General features: G+C 37.3%; 15 protein-coding genes and 1 pseudogene. 2 read left to right on the top strand and 14 right to left on the bottom strand.

Features of this window, described 5'->3' with window-relative positions; genetic code table 11:
• Positions 1-96: 96 nt before the first annotated feature.
• A complete protein-coding gene (locus IGK82_RS02175) occupies positions 97-438 on the bottom strand; it encodes a YlbF family regulator (protein WP_002355518.1) in 342 nt (113 codons plus the stop codon).
• A gap of 62 nt (positions 439-500) precedes the next feature.
• Entirely contained in the window at positions 501-2,687 is a 2,187-nt protein-coding gene (locus IGK82_RS02170) for a PBP1A family penicillin-binding protein (protein ID WP_002401229.1), read from the bottom strand.
• A gap of 342 nt (positions 2,688-3,029) precedes the next feature.
• Here IGK82_RS02170 and IGK82_RS02165 point away from each other — a divergent pair, with 342 nt between their 5' ends.
• Positions 3,030-3,893 (top strand): RluA family pseudouridine synthase, encoded by an 864-nt coding sequence (locus IGK82_RS02165; protein WP_033591871.1) that lies wholly within the window; start codon positions 3,030-3,032, stop codon positions 3,891-3,893.
• Positions 3,894-4,016: 123 nt separating this feature from the next.
• Here IGK82_RS02165 and IGK82_RS02160 read toward each other — a convergent pair.
• From IGK82_RS02160 to IGK82_RS02140, 5 genes and pseudogenes are all read right to left on the bottom strand, one after another.
• Positions 4,017-4,571, bottom strand: a pseudogene (locus IGK82_RS02160) (GNAT family N-acetyltransferase).
• A 10-nt stretch (positions 4,572-4,581) separates the two neighbouring features.
• Positions 4,582-6,102, bottom strand: a complete 1,521-nt coding sequence (locus tag IGK82_RS02155; protein WP_016622644.1) for a phosphoglucomutase/phosphomannomutase alpha/beta/alpha domain II — start codon at positions 6,100-6,102, stop codon at positions 4,582-4,584.
• A 33-nt stretch (positions 6,103-6,135) separates the two neighbouring features.
• The gene (gene argR, locus IGK82_RS02150; RefSeq protein ID WP_002355509.1) at positions 6,136-6,591 is read right to left on the bottom strand and encodes an arginine repressor; all 456 of its coding nucleotides are present in this window, start codon (positions 6,589-6,591) and stop codon (positions 6,136-6,138) included.
• A gap of 141 nt (positions 6,592-6,732) precedes the next feature.
• Positions 6,733-8,250 carry an ABC transporter permease/substrate-binding protein gene (locus IGK82_RS02145; protein WP_002355507.1) on the bottom strand — a complete coding sequence of 506 codons (1,518 nt, stop codon included), beginning with the start codon at positions 8,248-8,250 and terminating at the stop codon, positions 6,733-6,735.
• Positions 8,251-9,204, bottom strand: a complete 954-nt coding sequence (locus IGK82_RS02140; RefSeq protein WP_002355506.1) for an ABC transporter ATP-binding protein — start codon at positions 9,202-9,204, stop codon at positions 8,251-8,253. It lies immediately after the preceding gene.
• A 236-nt stretch (positions 9,205-9,440) separates the two neighbouring features.
• Between IGK82_RS02140 and IGK82_RS02135 the strand changes: the two genes are divergently transcribed.
• Positions 9,441-10,454 carry an acyltransferase family protein gene (locus IGK82_RS02135; RefSeq protein WP_002381241.1) on the top strand — a complete coding sequence of 338 codons (1,014 nt, stop codon included), beginning with the start codon at positions 9,441-9,443 and terminating at the stop codon, positions 10,452-10,454.
• Between the two features lie 773 nt (positions 10,455-11,227).
• Here the strand turns inward: IGK82_RS02135 and csn2 are convergent.
• From csn2 to IGK82_RS02100, 7 genes are all read right to left on the bottom strand, one after another.
• Complete coding sequence (gene csn2 / locus IGK82_RS02130; RefSeq protein ID WP_002364832.1) at positions 11,228-11,887, bottom strand: type II-A CRISPR-associated protein Csn2; 660 nt, start codon at positions 11,885-11,887, stop codon at positions 11,228-11,230.
• Positions 11,888-12,217, bottom strand: coding sequence for a CRISPR-associated endonuclease Cas2 (gene cas2 / locus IGK82_RS02125; protein ID WP_002364833.1), 330 nt, complete (start codon positions 12,215-12,217; stop codon positions 11,888-11,890).
• Positions 12,214-13,080, bottom strand: a complete 867-nt coding sequence (cas1, locus tag IGK82_RS02120) for a type II CRISPR-associated endonuclease Cas1 (protein WP_010713907.1) — start codon at positions 13,078-13,080, stop codon at positions 12,214-12,216. The genes cas2 and cas1 overlap by 4 nt, the downstream gene beginning before the upstream one ends.
• Complete coding sequence (gene cas9, locus IGK82_RS02115; RefSeq protein ID WP_016622645.1) at positions 13,081-17,094, bottom strand: type II CRISPR RNA-guided endonuclease Cas9; 4,014 nt, start codon at positions 17,092-17,094, stop codon at positions 13,081-13,083.
• 473 nt (positions 17,095-17,567) lie between these two features.
• Positions 17,568-17,801, bottom strand: a complete 234-nt coding sequence (locus IGK82_RS02110; protein ID WP_002355504.1) for a hypothetical protein — start codon at positions 17,799-17,801, stop codon at positions 17,568-17,570.
• Between the two features lie 144 nt (positions 17,802-17,945).
• A complete protein-coding gene (pepV, locus tag IGK82_RS02105) occupies positions 17,946-19,361 on the bottom strand; it encodes a dipeptidase PepV (protein ID WP_016622646.1) in 1,416 nt (471 codons plus the stop codon).
• Positions 19,362-19,494: 133 nt separating this feature from the next.
• Positions 19,495-20,229 carry a pseudouridine synthase gene (locus IGK82_RS02100; protein WP_002355501.1) on the bottom strand — a complete coding sequence of 245 codons (735 nt, stop codon included), beginning with the start codon at positions 20,227-20,229 and terminating at the stop codon, positions 19,495-19,497.
• Between the last annotated feature and the right edge of the window lie 3 nt (positions 20,230-20,232).

The following is a 20,232-nucleotide window of genomic DNA, read 5'->3' as shown; positions in this document are numbered from 1 at the left end:
AAACATACGAAAATTTGTTCGTTTTTTTATTTTCAGTAAAAGAAAAACTCTGACAAATTGTCTTATAGACAACTTGTCAGAGTTCAATTACGTAAATTAATCGTTATACATATCACGCACAGGAGTCATGATAATTCGGTTTAAATCATTGACAACTAAGCTAAACGCTTGTTCTTTTTGCATTAATTCGTTGATAACTGCTGTTTCTTGCACTTTCGTTGCAATGCTTTGTGCTTTTTCAGCATCTTCATCTGTGAATTCTTCGCCGCGCATTTGTTTTTCTTGTAGTCCTTGTTGGAATCCTTGGAATTCTTTAAACAATGTGTAAGCTGCTTCGTCTGCTTTTACTTCTTCATACGCTGCTTGTAATGCTTTAAATTCGTCTAACTCACGTAGTTCACGTTCAATCTGATTGGCTGTATCATAAATGTTACTCAATGGAATCCCTCTTTTCTCAATAGTTTCATCTTTATTGTACCATTTCTCTTAGGTTTTCCCAACTAATTTCCTAATAAGCCTCCGAAAATTCCTTCAATCTTGTCTTTGACTTTTTTCGCGCCGTCTTTAATTTGTCCCCCAACTTCATTCAATGTATCTCCGAAATTGCTAGCGCCATCTTGAACAGAATTTCCAAAGTCTTTTAAGTTATCCCGCCAATTAGAATTGGCACCACCGGTTAAGCTATCGTTGCTATCAACAACTTTCCCACCTGTGGCATAAGCATCCGCGACAGGAAATTGTGCTTGTTTGACTTGTGGCAAGATGCCACTGGCTTGACTGTTGAACACCTGAGAGGCATATGTGGCGCTACTACCTTCCAGATAATGGGTTTTACTGGTTTCTTGGAAGCCTAACCAAGTAGCAATGACAACTTCTGGTGTATAACCAATCACCCACTGATCGTTCGTTTTACTACTATCGAAGTTGGTTTCTGTCGTACCTGTTTTACCAGCCATTACGTAGCCTGCTGGTTGTGCGTTGACCCCACTCCCAGAACTAAAGACCCCTAGTAGCATACTTGTAATCCCATCTGCAACATCTTTGGTAATGACTTGCTCTTTCTTGACTTTCGTATTATCAACTACAATTGCGCCAGTTGAGTCGACGATTTTTGTAATTAAATGCGTTTCAGTTTTATAGCCTTCATTGGCAAAGGCACTATAAGCTCCCGCCATGGTTAGTGGCGAAACACCCGTTTGTAATCCCCCAAGTGCTAAACCATAATATCGATCTTTTTCTGATAATGGAATGCCAAATTTCTCTGTTTTTTCATAGCCTTTATCTAAACCAATTTGATGTAATAACCACACCGCTGGTAAATTTAAGCTTTCTCCTAAGGCTTGGTACATAGGAACTTCTCCACTGTACGTGCGGCTATAGTTTTGCGCTGGATAATAATCTTGTGGTTTATCTTCTAAAATAGAGTCTGGTTTATAGCCCGCCTCTAAAGCTGGTGTATAGACTGAAATTGGTTTTAAGGACGAGCCTGGTGAACGTTTTGTTTGCGTTGCAAAGTTAAAGCCTCGATAAACGTGTTCCCCTCGACCGCCCACCAGTGCTTGCACGCCGCCGGTTTTCGGATCAATGGCTACAGAGCCACTTTGAACCATGGCACCATCTTCTGCATTGGGTGGAAATAGTGCATCATTTTTATAAGTTGCATCCATCGCATCTTGATACCCCTGATTTAAAGAAGTGTAAATCTTGTAGCCTTTATTTAAAATATCTTCTTCTTTAAATTTATAACGATTGACCGCTTCATCAATTACCGCATCAAAATAATATGGATATTTGTAACTATTTTCGTCGCCAACATAGGTGTCATTTAATAGACTCGCTAAGTTAACACTCGCTTCTTGATTGGCTTCTTCTTGAGATAGTTTTTTATTGTCAACCATTAGTTGTAAAACGGTATTCCGTCGCGCTGTGGCATTGTCAATGTAATCAATTGGATTATAGATTCCTGGCCCTTTTAACATGCCCGCTAGCGTTGCAGCTTCCCCCACTGTCACTTGGGATGCATCCACGCCAAAATATTTACGAGCTGCATCTTGCACGCCCCAGACACCATTACCAAAATAAGAATTATTTAAATACATTGCTAAGATATCTTTTTTCGAATATTTCTTTTCGATTTCAATCGCTAAGAATAATTCTCTGGCTTTCCTATCTAACGTTTGCTCTTGCGTTAAGTAAGCATTTTTGGCTAATTGCTGCGTAATTGTACTTCCGCCACCACCGCCACCGATTTTCCCGAAGGTCAATTTTCCAACAACCGCACGGGCAATCCCTTTGATGGAATACCCTTTATGTTGATAAAACCCGCGATCTTCAGTTGAAATAACCGCATCTTGAATATAAGGAGAAATATTATCCAGTTCCACAAAAGTCCCTTTTTGCCCGAATAACTTTCCGACTTCTTTTCCTGATTCATCATAAACGCGTGTTGATTCACTTAGCCCCGATTTTAGGGTCTCAACGTTTGCGGACTTGGCTAAGTAAAATAAATAAATACTGGCACCTAAAGCGACTACCAAACCAATTAACAAGAAAATTTTATTGATTTGATACTTTTTCCAAATCCGCTTTCTGGCTTGATGGAATTTTATTAAATAAGGCTTTATCCACGTCCAAAAATGACGTAATCCGACACCGACTTTACTAAAAAATTGTTTAAGATTGTCCATAGTACTCCCTCTGTTTACGTTTCTTGGCTAAGTCTACCATATTCTTGTGGGTACGACCTAGGTCTAAAGCATGAAAAATTCTTGAAAAACAATTTCAATGATCTTTTCGCTGTAGCAAAGGAAATGTGGCCTTCGCTAGAGGTAAATAATTGCTTACGTTTAGAAACGAGTCTTTATTTAGCCTCTATTCTATCATGCTTTTCTTCGTTTTTTATGTAAATTTGTTTAAGAATCTCTCAAGGAACTGCCTTTCTAACAAATTTCAGCTTTTTTTCCGTTCTGACTTGACCTTTTGAGTAGCTTTGTTACACTAAATAGCGAATCAGTGAAAGGTGGGATTTGGTGGAATATTCAATGAGATTACCTGAAAATTTTTCAACAATGACTGTAAAAGAACTATTAGAAAATGAGTGGCTAGTCCCTCGAAAAGTGCGCCATTTTTTACGCACGCGAAAAAATGTCAAAATCAACGGAGAAACAGCTGCTTTTCATTTTCCAGTCCAAGCTGGCGATTGTGTCACCTTAACGTTTGAAGAAACCGATTATGTACGTCCCACTATTCATTTGGGGGAAGCAACGCATGTGAAGGTTTTATATGAAGATGAACATTTAATGATTGTAAATAAACCTTATGGCATTAAAACCCATCCAAATCAGCCACAGGAAACAAACACCTTGTTAAATCATGTTGCTGCCTATTTAGCTGAGAAAAATCAGGTCCCTTATGTCGTTCATCGATTAGATAAAGAAACCAGTGGTGCGATTGTCTTTGCTAAAAATCCTTTTGTCTTACCTATTTTAGGGCGTTTATTAGAAACAAAACAAATTTACCGCCAATATCAAGCGATTGTGGCTGGTCACTTTAACCAAAAAGAGCAGACAATCAATCAGCCGATCGGTCGTGATCGACATGATCGCCGGAAACGACGGATTGATCCTCAAAAAGGGGATTCAGCGATTACACATGTCCAAGTGGTCCAAGCTCTTTCTAACAATCAAACCGCAGTTACCTGTGTTTTAGAAACAGGTCGGACGCACCAAATTCGGGTCCATTTAGCTAGCGAAGGGCATCCAATTATTGGTGATCCGTTATACAACCCAAAATCGCAGGCAGCTCGTTTAATGCTCCATGCTTCACAACTTCATTTACTCCATCCGTTTACAAAAAAACAAATCGTTGTGACTGCAGCGCCTGGCCTATGGTAAAAAAACAGAAGAAATCGGACGGTAACCGCCGATTTCTTCTGCTTTTTTATTTTACCGCACATTCACTGCTGAGAACGGCATATCTGCGTTTGCTCAGTGTCTTGGTGTTAAACAGTTCCTGAGCTAACTCTCAGCCTTAATCATTTGTAGCCACTCTTTTTGTAAAATTCCGTAATTGTAGATATCCAGCCATTGGCCATCTTGAAATAACGCTTCTCTATCAATTCCTTCTTTTTTGAAGCCTACTTTTTCATAAACATGAATCGCTTTTTGATTGTTACTATTGACAGCTAATCTGATTTTGTGCAAGCCCAATTCATAAAAAGCAAATTTACAAATTAAAGACACCGCCTCAAAGCCATATCCTTGACCACGTTGCTCTTTTTGTAAAATAGCAATCCCTAAATTGGCCCCTCTATTTTTCAACTGTACATCAGACAACGAGACCCAACCAATAAATTTCTCTGTCGTATTTTCTAAAATAGCAAATAGAAATCAATCATCTTCTCCTTTATTAATCGTGAAATCTTTCCATTCTTCAAGCCCCCACGGATGTAAAGCATCCCAGCTCAAATGCCGAAGCAATTCATTATCCCATTGCTGTTTTGCAATATGTTCGATATATTCTTCTCTAAAATGAGAAAAGCCAACGTGTTTTCCTTTTAAAACATTTTCCATAAGAACACCTTTAATTTCCTAAATTATTTTCTATCTGCTGACTATCTATTTCCTCGTATTTTTGTAAAAAAGTGGCAATTTTTTCGATGACACACGCATTTTTATCGCTTTGGTCATTCTCTACCTGAAGAACAAGCAACGGTTCATGCAGACTTAAGCGTAGCAAAAACCACCCACTGCCATATTGACCAGACACGTTTCCCCGAACACCTTCTTGGTTTTCACGGTCCACAGCAAAGTCTGCTTGATTTTCTACAAACAATTCAAAGTCTCGCAAGACTTGTTGCCCATAACAAGTCACATCCTCCGCAGTAATTTTGAAGCGAAATTCGTTGGTTTCTGCCGGTTGCTTCAATGTAGCAATCAGATCTCCTAACGTTTGATTGTTTTGTTTCAATTCTGGTAACAACATTAAAATTTTCGCCACGACATATGCACCATCATCCAGATTGTAGTTTTCTTGAAACGCTGCATGACCACTGGTTTCAATGGCTAACGGTGTCTGAAAGCCCCCATGATTCAATTCAATCATTTTATTAATGACATTTCGGTAACCAGAAATATAACGAATCTGTTGGCCGCCTTTTTCTTCAATAAATGTTTTTAAATGACTTGAGGTTGGCGAATTTGTCACAATATAACTACCAGGCGCTTCTTTTAAAACAATTGCCGCTAAAACAGCAATTAAATTATTTCGGTTTAGTACCTCACCTGATTGGTCCACCACAGCCGAACGATCTACATCTGTATCAAAAATAATGCCCAAATCTGCCTGATTAGCTAAAACAGCTGTTTGAATACTTTTCATTGCTTCAGAATTATCTGGATTAGGTACATGATTAGGAAAATGCCCATCTGGTTCTAAAAACTGTGATCCCGTCGTATCAGCGCCCAAAACTTGAAGAACCTGCTCCGCAAAGAAGCCCCCAGCCCCATTACCCGCATCAACGATAATTCGAAAGCCCTGTAAAGGTTTCTCTTCTAGCGAATGAATTCCTTGGCGGATTTTTGCCACCAAATGTTCCGCATAAATTGGCAGTAACTCTTGCTTCATCAGTGTGCCATTTTCATTGGCTGTCAGCGGATCAGTATGAGATAAAATATACCGAATATCTTCTTTCTCTGCTCCACCTTCTGCTGTGAAGAACTTCAAGCCATTAAAGTAGTAAGGCAAATGGCTAGCTGTAATCATAATCGCTGCATCACATTGAAGCGTTGGAAATTGAGTAGCCATAAACATAGCAGGCGTCGTAGCTAAACCAACGTCAATCACCTGAATACCTAATGAAAGAAACGTATCTACTAATGCTTGCTTAATCGGCTCCGCCGTTAGACGACTATCATGTCCGATTGCAATTGTCAGGCGCTGTTGTGCCTTTCGTGGCAGCTGTTTTTTGTCCTGTAACCAACGAACCACGCCCACCGCAATCTCGGCTACTGTTGTTGCGGTTAATGTTGCAGTTTGCTCTTCCGTATCCAAAGCAATTCCCCGAATATCCGAACCATTTTGTAGCGCTTTCAATTCTACCAAGAAAAAAACTCCCTTCTATTGATGCTTTCAATTTTAAAAAATCATATTTTCGATACGTTCGATAAAGTGTTCCGCATCCTCTTCTGAACGTGTAATCACAATAATCGTATCCGCACCAGCCACTGTACCCGCCACTTCTGGATAAGCTACTTCATCTAAAAAGTTACTCACCACATCGGCATTCCCCATCTCTGTATGCAAGATGACAATAAATTGTACTCGCTCCATTCGAACAACTGAATCTTTTACTGATTCTCGTAATTTCTCTTCACTGCTTGTGCCTTGTGCTTGAGAAAAAATTGCATATTTGACACGACCATCTGCACCATGTGTTTTAACAATACTCATTTCACGGATATCTCTTGAAACAGTCGCTTGAGTGGCTCGGACGCCAAGTTCTTCCAAACGAGTGATTAATTCATCTTGTGTTTCAATTTCTTGTTGCATAATTAATTGTTTAATCAAACGTTGACGTTCTGCTTTTTTCATATAGACCACTCCTCTCCATTCATTTCTTTTATTATATCCAAAAATGAGTAAAAATACAGGTACTTTTCACATTAAACTCTTTATTTATCTGAAAAAGACTGGATAAATGTTTATATACCAGTCTTTTTCAGTAAAAAATACTTATTTAAGAAGATTCTTTTCTTTTAAATAGTCTTTCGCCACTATGCTAGGATCTTGCCCTTCCACATTGACTTGATAATTCATTTCACTCATTTCTTCTTCGCTAATTTTTCCTGCCAATTTATTCAATATTTCTGCTAATTCTGGATATTTTTCCAACGTTGCTGTTTTAATAAGTGGTGCTCCTTGATAAGGCGGAAATAGCGCTTGATCATCTTCTAACGTTACTAAATCGTATTGTCTCAATTCACTATCCGTTGAATAGGCATCAATCACATTTACCTCACCATTATTAATCGCTTGATAGCGTAACGCCGGTTCCATCGATTGGACATTCAGATTTAAATGATATTTTTCTTGTAATCCCTTATAACCATCTTGCCGATCAATAAATTCTAACGTAAAACCTGCTTTCAACTGATTGCTAATTTTCTGTAAATCACTAATCGTTTTTAATTGATGCGCTTTTGCAAATGAGCGTTTAACTGCGACGGCATACGTATTTTCATAGCGCATCGGTTTCAACAAAGTAAGGTTTTCTTGTTTTTTCAAGCCAGCGCGTGCCGCTTCATAGACTACTTGAGGTTGATTGTCTAGCTGAGGAGGATTTTTTAAAAAGGTTTCGATCACTGTGCCTGTAAATTCCGGATAAAGATCGATTTCATCTGATTTCAAGGCATTATATAAAAAAGTAGTCTTGCCAAAGTTTGGCTTTAACGTCACCTGAATGTCGCTATTTTCTTCAATTAAGGCTTTATACATATTAATAATAATATCTGGTTCCGCTCCTAATTTGCCAGCAATTGTTAGCTGTTTTTCCTTTGAAGAAGTTTGTTGATTCCAGAAAAATGAACCACCTAACAAAAGGCCTAAAATAGTACCACCAATGATTAGTCGCCGCCCATTCGCTTTTTCCAACCAATGAATTCCATAATTAAATAAGACTGCTAGTGCAGCTGATGAAAGAGCTCCAATAAAAATCAACGATAAATTATTTCGATCAATTCCTAATAAAATGAAGGTCCCTAAACCGCCTGCTCCAATTAACGCCGCCAACGTGGCCGTACCAATAATTAAAACGGTAGCCGTTCGAATCCCAGAAATAATAAATGGTAATGCCATTTGTAACTCAAACTTAAACAGTTTTTCTTTTTTACTCATCCCAAATGCTTCTGCGGCTTCTTCTAACGAAGGATCAATTTCCGTCAAACCAGTATAGGTGTTTTGTAAAATTGGGAATAAGGCATAAATCACTAGCGCAACAATTGCCGGTGGTCGACCAATACCAATTAACGGAATCAATAAGCCTAGCAAGGCTAAAGAAGGGATGGTTTGGAAAATCCCAGTCACTTGTAACAGACTTTCCGCTAACTTACGATGACTCGTTAAATAAATGGCTAAAGGAATTGCAATCAACGCAGCGAATAATAACGAGATAAAGGACAATTGCATATGCTCGATTAACGCTTGCAGATATTCTTCTTTTCGAGCGAAAAAAGTTTCAATCAGTGCTTGCATCTACTGTCCCTCGCTTTCCAACAGTTGTTCCATAAAACGAGTAATCGTTTTTGAGGTGATACACCCTAAAACTTGTTGTTTTTCTACTAAATTTGCTTTCTCTTGCGCATTAATGAGTTGGACAATCTCTTTTAAATTGGTTTCCATGAAAACAGTCGGCACTGGCTCAATCGTCTCATCCGTAGCTTCTAAAAATGCAGTCAAGTCAGCGCCACAATAGTTCGCTAGTTCTGGCGAAGATTGTTTAAAAAATTGACCGACAAAATTATTTTTCGGATGTTTTTGAATGGCTTCTGGCGTATCGACTTGAATAATTTTACCAGCGTCCATAATACAGATGCGCTCTCCTAACAGTAAAGCTTCAGTCATATCATGGGTCACAAAAACAATGGTACTCGCTAATTCCTGATGAAGTTCTTTCACCAAACGTTGAAGATGATGTCTTGAAATCGGATCTAGCGCGCTAAAAGGTTCATCCATTAAAATCACTTCTGGTTCGGCTGCAATGGCGCGTAAAATCCCGATACGTTGTTGTTCGCCTCCTGAAAGCGCTGCTGGCTTACGATGCAGATATTCCTCAGGATCCAGCTGAACTTTTTTCAATAGTTCAATGGTTCGCTCTCTGCGTTGCTCTTTGGGCCATTTTTTCATTTCAGGAATCAACTCAATATTTTCCGCCACGGTTAAGTTAGGAAATAAGGCAATTTGCTGAAGAACATAGCCAATTTTTAGTCGTAATTCACGTAAAGGGTAGTTGGTTACCGCTTGTTCATTGAGAGCCACTTCACCTGTCGTTGGCTCAATGAGCCGATTAATCATTTTCAAAGTCGTCGTTTTTCCACTACCACTCGGCCCTACTAATACAAAAAATTCGCCTTGTTGGATTGTTAAATTCACATCGGACAAAACGGCATTTTCTTGATATACTTTTGAAACATTTTGAAATTTTATCATTTATTTTCACCGCATCTTTCACTTCTTAATAAACAAAATCTTTGGAGGATCGTCACTCTTTCAGTATAATTTAAGACTAACATCCTGCCTAATTTTTTGTTTTAAGCGCAAGTATGTGGGGGCTCATTTAACGGCTGCCGGTTCGTATCTACAATTATCTACTCAATGAATGGAAAAATTGTCCTCTTCTGCCTTAAACAAAAGTGAACTGTTTTCTACTAAAAGGAGTGATCGTTATGGAAAACGACAAGCGAATTTATAAATGGGACAACGTGAAACTTTTTTTAATTTTCTTAGTGATTTTTGGGCATATTTTAGATCGTGAAGCTTCTCCTTCACGACTCATGGAAACGATCAACTTTTGGATCTATTCATTCCATATGCCAGCCTTTATTTTTGTCTCTGGACTCTTCAGTAAACATGCCATTAAACAACGAAAATATCTCCGTTTACTTTCCTTTGTTTGGCTTTATCTCTTAGCGAAGTTGTTGATTACGCTTGCTAATTTCGCCTTTGCAAATAAAATGAATTTTGATTTACTGAACGAAACGGGCGTTCCTTGGTACTTACTTTCCTTAGCAAGTTTCTACTTAATTACCATCTTTCTTCAGCGCGTTCAGCCGAAAATCATGTTGCCCATCATCATTGTTATCGGCTGCGCCTCAGGCTATTTGCCTGTGGAAGGTTTCTTGTCTTTAGGACGGACTCTGGGCTTCTTCCCTTTCTTCTATTGTGGCTACTTAATGGATATTCAAAAGCTACAAACCTTTTTAGATCATCGCAAAGTCAAATGGGCAGCGATAGGCGTAATTTTAAGCTCCTTTTTATTTGTAAATAGTCAATGGTCATTGGCAACGAAATTTTGGGGCTTCTTAACTGGTTGGGCTTCCTACGCTGAAATTAGTCCGGCCTTTGAATACAGTAGTTTCATTCAGCTGTTCTTTTACGTTGCTGCAGCATTGGTGTCTCTTTCTTGGTTTGCATTATTGCCGAAACGAAAGTTACCTTTAAGCGCCCTCGGAAAAGATACCCTCTACCCTTATCTCTTGCATATGCCCTTAATTATTCTGTTGGAAAGTGGTTTACAATTAGACACACTCTTTAAAGAATGGTTTACTTTCCGAATCCTGGCACTTTTCTTCTTAGCCCTCTTCATTTTAGCTATTACGAATATGCCTGTGGTGAAACGGGGAGCGGATTATCTTTTTAATCCACAATCAATAATGATTCCCAAGAAAATATACAAATAAAGAGCATAGGAAATTAATCCGCTCTCTATGTTTCATGAATCTCATTAAGCATCTTTAACCACATTGAAAGGTTTATCTTTCAATGTGGTTAACTTGACTTTAATTGGGTCCTCAGTTTTACTTTTTTGTATCATCAAATAGTACAACAAAAGCATGAAATATTAATAAAACAGGGAGTGTCATTTTCAATAAATTGGGGATTAATTCTTGATTTATAGATAATCGTATTCTCTATTCGTAAAGTAATAAATAACGTGACTCTAAAATTAAATAATTTCGTAATCGCATCACTTGCTTTAGCAAAGCTTCAATTTATTACTTATATTTTTTATATAATAACCATATTTATACATATTAACGATATTTTTACATCAATCAAATCGTATCTGCGAAAACTAAACAACATGACTCTAAAACATATGTAAATCATAATGAGCATTTACATTGGTTTTGGTACCATTCTAAACAACATGACTCTAAAACATGAGTCGATATGATTATGCACGTAGATACGTTTTGGTACCATTCTAAACAACATGACTCTAAAACTGCACTTCTTATACATTAGAATGAGTACATGTTTTGGTACCATTCTAAACAACATGACTCTAAAACTAAACACAATATAGTTGCTGAATGGATTGAGTTTTGGTACCATTCTAAACAACATGACTCTAAAACCTCGGAGAATTATTTTTTTCCAAAGTTCCGTACTCGCATCACTTATCCATAGCTAGATTTCAGTTTAGAATGAACCACTAATCAGTAACAATTTAAGCTTTTTCATAACTCAAATAAAAGTTTTCGTCCAAAATATATTGGAATCTGTTCTGGACCACCCTTTGTTCTAAAAACAGGACATCCACATTATTTAAAGAGATATATTCTACCACTTGTTGCACTTCATCCTCTGTCAAATACGTACACGCATTAATAAAAATCAATAATTTTTTCTTTGATAAATAACGATGTACTTGTGTAATTTCCATAACTTTTTCAAAAATCGTATCACTCGTTGTTTCGATTTTGATTCCAAGAGCTTTGAAAAGTTCCTGCACAGTGATGCCATCTTCTTCCAAATCCATTTCATGTTCCAACAATTCATAGCCAATTAATTGACTAATTGTTCCAGTTAACTTCTCAATCATTGATTTGACTTCTGGTTTATCATTTAATTGTGCTTCTAAATCCCCATAGATTAATTTCAGCGTGGCAGCCGAATTAACGTCATAGCCTAAAATATCCGTAACAACAAATAATTCCGTTGGTTTCAGCCCTTTTTGTTGCGCATCAAATAGTTTTAACTCATTTTCCCCATCATATTGATAAATTAACTTCACTAGATGGGCAAAGGTTTGAACGTCTTTAATCGTTAAAAAGGTGGCTTTTTCAATTTCAATGGGTTCTTCCAATAAAGAAAAATTAACTCTCATCTATTCTTCTCCTAAAAAGACAATCCGTTCATCTGAATTAGCAACTCGATTGTCTTGTTCTCCATGCAAATAAATCATTCGAGAAAATTGTTTTTCTGTTACATTTAATAGTGTAATTAGTCCTCTTTGCGGATTATTCTGCTTTAAGCGAGCCAACATTGCTTTATTAGCAGTATCATTCAACAAAATTTTGCTGTAAACCGAAAATTGATGCATAATAAATCCTTCATTAATCAAAAATTTCCGGAACTTCCGATACGCTTTCCGGTCACTGGCTGTGTCCGTTGGCATATCAAACATTAATAATAGACGCATATATCGATAACTCATATCCCAAACTCTGGAACTCCTTCCTCCTCTTGATTCAGAACTTTTACTACATGTTTTGTATAATCGGTAGCAATATTGGTTAAAAACATTTGTTTTTTCTTGTACATATACGTATTCATAAACAAAGCAAATAACTTACGTTTCATTATCGGAAATGCTTCTTTTCTATTCTCATAAATGATTTGATCTACCAATGGACGAAAAGGCTCCATAAGATCACTTGCTAAGTTAAAGTCATTAAATTGGTTGGCATGTTTTAGTCCTAGTTGTGTAAAACAACCTGTCTGGACTAACTCTCGAGCAAAAATACTTAATAACAACGTATAACCATAGTTTAAACCAGCATTAATGTCATTTTCTTGTTCACGTGTAAAATCATTGCCGAAGAGAGTATTAAAGTAACTTCGAGCTGCATGACCTTCTCGATTGGCTGGATCAAACAGACGTAATTCAGCGCGCATAGCTAACAAAGCAGCAGCCTTTTGGCTATAGTCTCGTTGCGCTAAGTGTAAACTCTGATTGGTGATTTTTTGTGCAATGATCGCTGTCCAAACTTGACCTTTTCGTTCTTCCGTCCAAGCCAACTGGCGTGTCAATTGCAAGCTACTATCATGCCGTCCATAAAAGGGCAAAATTTTACCAATTGGCAAACGCTTATCATCGCAAAATAACACTAATATTTTTTCATCAATTAATCGTTTTAATAGCATCGTGGTTAACGAAATGTCCGTTGTTTCCAACAACAAAACATCAATCTCAGACAAATGAATTAATTCTTGGTGATCAATTGCTTTAAAAACAAGATGATTGTTTTTATAGGATAATTTTGAATGCTTGTTAACCACTACCGTTCGCCAGCCCATCTAGTCGACAACCTTTCTGCGTGTTTCATACAGTCCCGTAGTCGATTGGTAAATGATAGTGGCATCAAAAATTTCTTTGATTGACGTGTAGCGTGCTCGCTCAATGTCTTTTTGGAAAAATTTAAACGTACTTGGTGCGCCCATCGCATTAAACTGCATAAGTTGGATAAAGGATGCCGCAATCTCTTTCACATCTGCTGTTTGATTTGCTTCAAAAAGTTTCACAATTTGCTGGACTTTTGACTTGGCTAATGTATGCACTTCAGCAAAGTCAACCACTCTCTCTAAAATCTCTTGAAATTCTGGTTGATGTTGTTCTACATAAGCCAAACTTTCTGATTGATTTGGTAACAAACATTGTTTCGCATGGTACAGTAATGTAAGTAAATGTTCAGGTAAAACCATCTGGTTCCCTTTTTGCGCTTCTTTAGCGCTGGCTAATAAGCGCCGGCGTCCCTCTGGAAATTCATACAGTGTATACTTAGGCAATTTCATTAATACACGAGGCCGTAGGAAGCCTTTCTCCTCTAAAAAAAGAATAGGATTTTGTTCAAACCTTGTTTTTTCCATAATCGTAATGCCCAGTATCTCCTGTTTAATAAGAGGTTTTTTACCTTTTTCATGCGTGAATAGCACTGTATATGCAACTATAGGACTATCAAAACCGCCATATTTTTGGGGATCCAAACCATTTTTGACAGGAATCAATTTATTCGATGGTCCTTTGGGTTTAATCGACTCTTTTGAAAAACCGCCTTTTTGCACTTCTACTTTTTTGACAATATTCATTTGATGGTAATTTAATTCTTTTTTGATAGTTTTTAAATAACTGTTACTCCAAAGAATTTCGCCATCCTTCGTGAACCGTGGTTCATCTTCCGTGAAAAAGCGCAGCAAATTTGTATAAATTATAGCCTTCGCCGTGGCTTTATTTTCTTTAAAGGTCTGGAACTTAGGATATTCTCCGTAAACAAATTCTGGTGCTAAATTAGGATAAACTTTTAATAACGTGGTTGCGACCACACAGTTTAAATAAGCATCTTGTCCATGGTGATAATCATTCACTTCACGAACTTTATACAAGCCAAAAATCGAACGAAATTGGCTCGTTAAACTAGCTTTCAAGGTGATGATTTGGACTTTTTTCTCTTTTGACTTGGCATTGTAGCGTTGATCTAAGATCCCTGCAACATTTTTGGTAATTTGACGAGTTTCTACTAATTGTCGTTGGATAAAATGCGCTTTGTCTTCGAGAGTCAAGCCACCTTGCTCCCCTTTGGTCAGACGTTGGAATTTCCGTTGACTAATTAAGCCAGCAGCATATAATTTCTCCCAATAAGCTTTCATATCCTTAACAACTTCCTTGCTAGGTACATCATCGGATTTCCCTCGATTTTCAGTAGAGCCCACTAAAACTAGGTTATCCAATGAATCGTCTTTCATAAAACTTTGTGGGATAATATGATCAATATCATAGTGAGATAAACGATGAAGCGATAATTCATCTCCCGTGTACATATCTTTACCATTTTGCATATAGTAAAGGAAAAGACGGGTATCTCGTAACTGTTCATTAGTCGTTGGTTGTTCTTTTAATAAATTGCTGCCGATTTCGGCCATTGCTTTTTCAACTATTTTCAAGCGTTGGATGGATCTTCTCTTGCCAGTGCTAGTCGTTTGATTTTCACGTGCCATTTCGACAACAATCCGCTTAGGCGCATAACCCATAATCGCGACTAGTTCATCGACAATTTTTAAACTTTGATAAATTCCTTTTTTTATTGCTGGGCTACCAGCTAATTCATTGACAGTTTCACTTAATGTTTCTTCATGTTCACTGGACTGTGCTTTTTGAATAGCATTTTTAAAAGATAATTGTGAATCATTAATCAGTTGCATAAAATTGCGATTATAGTGTTTTGAGACCCCATCATCTTTAACTAAATAGTCCAAAATTGTTTTACCCGATTCTTTATCGTAGATACCATTGATTAATTTCTTCGACAATCTTCCCCAGCCAGTGTAGTGCTTGCGTTCTAATTTTTTTAGTACTTCTGCTGAGAACTGCCCTTTGAATGTAGAAAGTTGCGTCCGAATTCGTTGCCGATCTTCAAAAATAGTTAAAATTTTTATGATATCTTCCAATTTTTCGGCATTATCTGGGTGGTCTAATTCTGCTCGTGTCAAACCACATTTCAGTAAATCCTGATACGTGCTAAAACTAGCATTAAATTGGTCTTCTTCAAGTCCACTAAGCGTGACAATCTCCGTATTATATTCGTTTCGATAGAATTGAATGATATCCTTTTTCTTAACTTTGCGACGCGTCTTAAACAGATAATCAAAGATTTTTTCTTTTTCCTTACCTGAAAAATTGGCTTTGATGCCTCGATCATCCGTATAAGAAATCTTGGTCAATTCATTAAATACCATAAACTTTTCATATAACAAACTATGTTTCGGTAAAACTTTTTCAGAAGGTAAATACGTATCAAAATTGGTCATTCGTTCAATAAAGGCTGTCGCTGATTGGTCCAAATCAACGGTTTCTTGAAGGTTCCAAGGTCGAATTGGTTCCTCACTTTGACGTTTTAGCCAAGCGAAGGTACTTGCATCTCCTTTTGATAATGGTCCGACATAATAAGGAATTCGAAATGTAACCAGTTGTTCAATTTTTTCTTGATTTTCTTTTAAAAATGGATAATAGGCCGCTTGACGATGAATGATTGCTTGTAACTCAGCCAAATGAATTTGATGAGGAATCACCCCATTATCAAAGGTCCGTTGCTTTCTTAAAAAGTTTTCTTGAGCAATTTTTTCTAAAAAATATTCTGCTCCAGCAATATCTTGAATGATTTTCTTAACATACTGGTAAAATTTAAGCTGTGAAACCTTACCTGCGTGTGCAATGTAGCCTGCATAGCCGTCTTTCTGTTCATTTTTAAAGAGATTATCATATTCGTCTGGACAATTTTCACGAATAAATCGTTTGAATTTTTTTAAATCTTCTTGATGTTCTGTAAAACGGACAATCATGCTAGAAGATAATTTCGCGTAACTTTTTTTATCCGAATCTGCTAAAATCGTTGATAATTCAACTGCATCGTACACATTTTTAGCAGCTAAAAACACGTCACTATATTCATCCCCAACCTTTGCTAAAATGCCTTCTAAATCTTCTTCATAGCTTTCACTAGCGTAGGTTATTTTGGCTTCTTCTTCCAAACCAAAAACTTTTTTAAAGTCAGCCTTATTCCCTACCATTAGCTTTAAGAACTGACCAAATAAGCCATTAGCTTTTTCTTGAGGAAATTGTTGTAAGACTTTTTCAGATTTTTTAGTCCGAGAAGCTTTTTCAGTCAACTCTTCCTCAATCAAGACAGATTCAGGTAATGGCGCACTAACTAAGCGACCCTCTCCATTCACAAAGGTCTGGTTATAAATGATCATAAATTGTTGAAATTTTTCTTTAACAGAAATATTTTCTGTACTTAATTTCCCTTCAATTAAAAAATGTCCACGATATTTGACAATATGTGCCAACGCCAAATAAATTAGTCGTAAATCTGCTTGCTCAGATGAATCTGCTAATTTTTTGCGTAAATGGTAGATTGTCGGATACGTTTCATGGTAAGCTACTTCATCTTCCAACTTAGCAAAAATCGGATGTCTGTGCCACTTCTTATCTTCAGGCACTAAAAAACTCTCTTGTAAACGAGCAAAAAAGTTTTCATCCAAAGCTGTCATCGCTTCTTCAAAAAAAGCTTGTAAGTAGCGTAAACGATTCCGTCGACGACTAATTCTTCGTCGTGCTGTTCTTTTTAATCGGCGATCTTCGGCTGTATGCCCTTCTTCAAATAAACGCACACCCCAAAAATTTTTCTTGATTTTCTTTTTTTCAGTGTTTCCATAAATAGGCATTTTTTTCTTCACCAACTGATAGTCTTCTGTCATAACTGCCCAACCGACAGAATTAGTCCCTATATCCAAACCGATAACGTAGTCTTTCTTCATTTTATTTCCACTCCTTTTTTTAAATTACTACTTGAATGATTTTTATTCTATGCTATAATTTAGTTAAGTTCTTTTGGGACTATTCTAAACAACATAGCAAGTTAAAATAAGGTTTTAACCGTAATCAACTGTAAAGTGGCGCTGTTTCGGCGCTTTTTTTTGTTTGCAGCCAGAAAGTAATCGCTTCCAAATTAATCAAACTGAATACCGCTACTTAAAGTTTACCATTCTTATTTTCTTAAAAAAAGGGTTATTTATAGTTTTTGTAAACTAATAGAATTATATACATAACAAAAATAACATTATCTATTTAAGAATCTCTTACCTTAATTCCTTTACTTTTCTTAAAATAACGAATCTATATTTATTGTATGGTAATATCTTTTACTATTTGTTGATGTTGTCAAACTTTACATGGCAAAAAAGGCAAAACACAGTGCGTGGTTAACTGTGTTTTGCCTTTTTAATTACGACTATTGAAACAATCCTTTAATTTTATCAAACAAACCATCGGTCGTTGTATCAGCTAACATCGCTGTAATTTTATGATAGTGTTCGCCTAATTCATCTTTATGTTCTTCAATGAATTGTTGCGCATGTTCCACGTTGCCTTCTCCAATTAAATCTTTTGCTTTTTGAACTAATTCTTCTACGTTCATCTTCACACGTCCTTTGATTAAATAGTTAACAATAAGTGTTTCACTCATTGCCTTTTCTCCTATTTATCGTATCGTGGGATCCTTTGATTTGCAAGAAATTTTCAGTAAATTGACGGTTCTGATTTTGGGTTTTTAAAAGGCAAAAATTGCAAAAAAAAGCTGTTTTCGAAAATCGAAAACAGCTTTTTTACTTTACTTCGCTAAACGATAAATCGCATCTGCATAAATAGCAGCTGCTCGGAATAAGTCATCTAATTCCATAAATTCGTTGGCTTGGTGCATTGTGTCTGTGTAGCCAGGGAACATTGCGCCATAGGCAACACCACGTTTTAATAAGCGGCCATAAGTACCGCCACCAATGATTTGTTCTTGGCCTTTTTCGCCTGTATGGTCTTCGTAAACTTGTAGTAACGTTGCCACCAATGGATCATCAGCTGGTACATAATGCGGTTCTTGGTTGCGATCTCCTTGTGTTGCAGTGACCGTTTCACCGACTGTTGCTTGAACTTTTGCTTGTAATTCTTCTGCTGAAGTTCCTTTTGGATAGCGGAAGTTTAATGTTACTAAGCTATTTTCAGGATTTTCTGGATCAAAGTTAACAATCCCAGCGTTCATTGTCAATTTACCCATTTTTTCGTCTTCAAAAGCCACACCTAATTTTTCGCCATAAAAATCTTCATGGATAAATTCAGCAATGGTATTAATAAAGCTATATGCGCCTTCTGCAAAGCTGTAATCATTTAAGAAAGTTGCCAAGAAAGTCGCTGCGTTAATTCCAGATTGTGGGCTAGCACCGTGAGCCCCTTTACCAACTACATGGAAAGTCACTGTTTTATCTGAAAGTTCTGCGTTACCTGAAATTTTTGCTTCTTGTTTGATGAATGTTTCAAAGCTAGCAGCTAGTGAAGCCGCTTCGTCTGCTGAAGCAGCCGTTACAACAGCATCTGCTGTTCCCGGAACCATGTTTTCACGTAAGCCAGATTTGAAGCTTTCTAATTTATAATCAGCGCCGTTACCGCCTCGGAAAGTTAAACGAATAGTCACATTTCCTTTTTCCCCATTGATAATTGGGAACTCAGCATCTGGTGAGAAACCAAAGTCTGGCGCTTCTTCATGTTGGAAATAGTAATCCATATCGCCCCAGCCGCTTTCTTCGTCACTTCCTACTACGAAACGGATTTTTTTAGACACGGGTAAGCCTAATTCTTTGATAATTTTCATTGCGTAATAAGCAGCCATACTTGGGCCTTTATCATCGCTTGCACCACGTGCATAAATTTTGCCATCTTTAATGACTGGTTCATAAGGATCTGTTTCCCAACCATCACCAGCAGGAACAACGTCCATATGACCAAAAATCCCTAACGTTTCGTCGCCTTCACCATATTCAATGTGTCCAGCGTAATTGTCGACATTTTTCACCGTAAAGCCATCACGTTCACCATACGCTAACATGTGTTTTAAGCCAGCAACTGGCCCAGGTCCAAAGGGCGCTTCAGGTGTTGCTTGTGCATCATCACGTTCACTGTTGATCCGTAATAAGTTTTGTAAATCTTCTAATAAGTCGTCTTTACGTGCTTCGACTTCTTTTGTCCAATCAATTGTCATTTGTTGTCACTCCTATTCATAAAGTTCTACATAGTCAATCATACCATTTTATGCAGAAAAAGAAAGAAACCCGACACTATTTTTCGAGAAATTTTTTATCTTTTCCACAGAAAGGGCTGGGTTTTTGTTTATTTTAATTGAGGTATGATTGTTTAGGTTGTAGTTGTTGCAATTCGGCTTCTGTTAAGGGCCGATATTCCCCTAGTTCTAATGTTTCATCCAACCATAGTTCGCCCATTCGTAATCGTTTTAAATACGTCACAGGTTTGCCTACAGTGGCTAACATCCGTTTGACTTGATGGAATTTTCCCTCTTGAATCACTAAACGGACTACGGAAGTCCCTTCTTCCTCATTGATCGTCTCAATGACTAAACGACTTGGTTTAACCATTTCTCCATCTTTCAAGGCAAATCCTTGCGCAAACAGTTGACAATCTTCCGCTGTCACAAGTCCCTCAACTTCAGCTAAATATTCTTTATCCACATGCTTTTTGGGTGATAATAATTGATGCGCTAACTGGCCATCATTTGTTAATAGAAGCAAGCCTTCAGTATCTTTATCCAAGCGACCAACTGGGAACAAGTCGGCACGGTAATCCTGATCAGTTAATAAGTCAATTACCGTTTCATCTCGCTGATCTTCCGTCGCAGAAATGACACCTTGTGGTTTATGCAACATGTAATAAAAGAATTTCTGATACGTAAGAATTTCTCCCATCAAGGCAATTTGATCTGTTTCTTCATTTACTTGTGTTTTGGCTTCTTTTACGACGTCACCATTCACCGTAACGACTTTTTTCTTTAACAATTGTTTGATTTCTTTACGACTACCGATACCAACATCGGCTAAAAATTTATCTAAACGCATCGT

Source organism: Enterococcus sp. AZ197 (assembly GCF_050556405.1).
Taxonomy (GTDB): domain Bacteria; phylum Bacillota; class Bacilli; order Lactobacillales; family Enterococcaceae; genus Enterococcus; species Enterococcus faecalis.
This window is presented reverse-complemented; position numbering and strand designations above follow the sequence as displayed.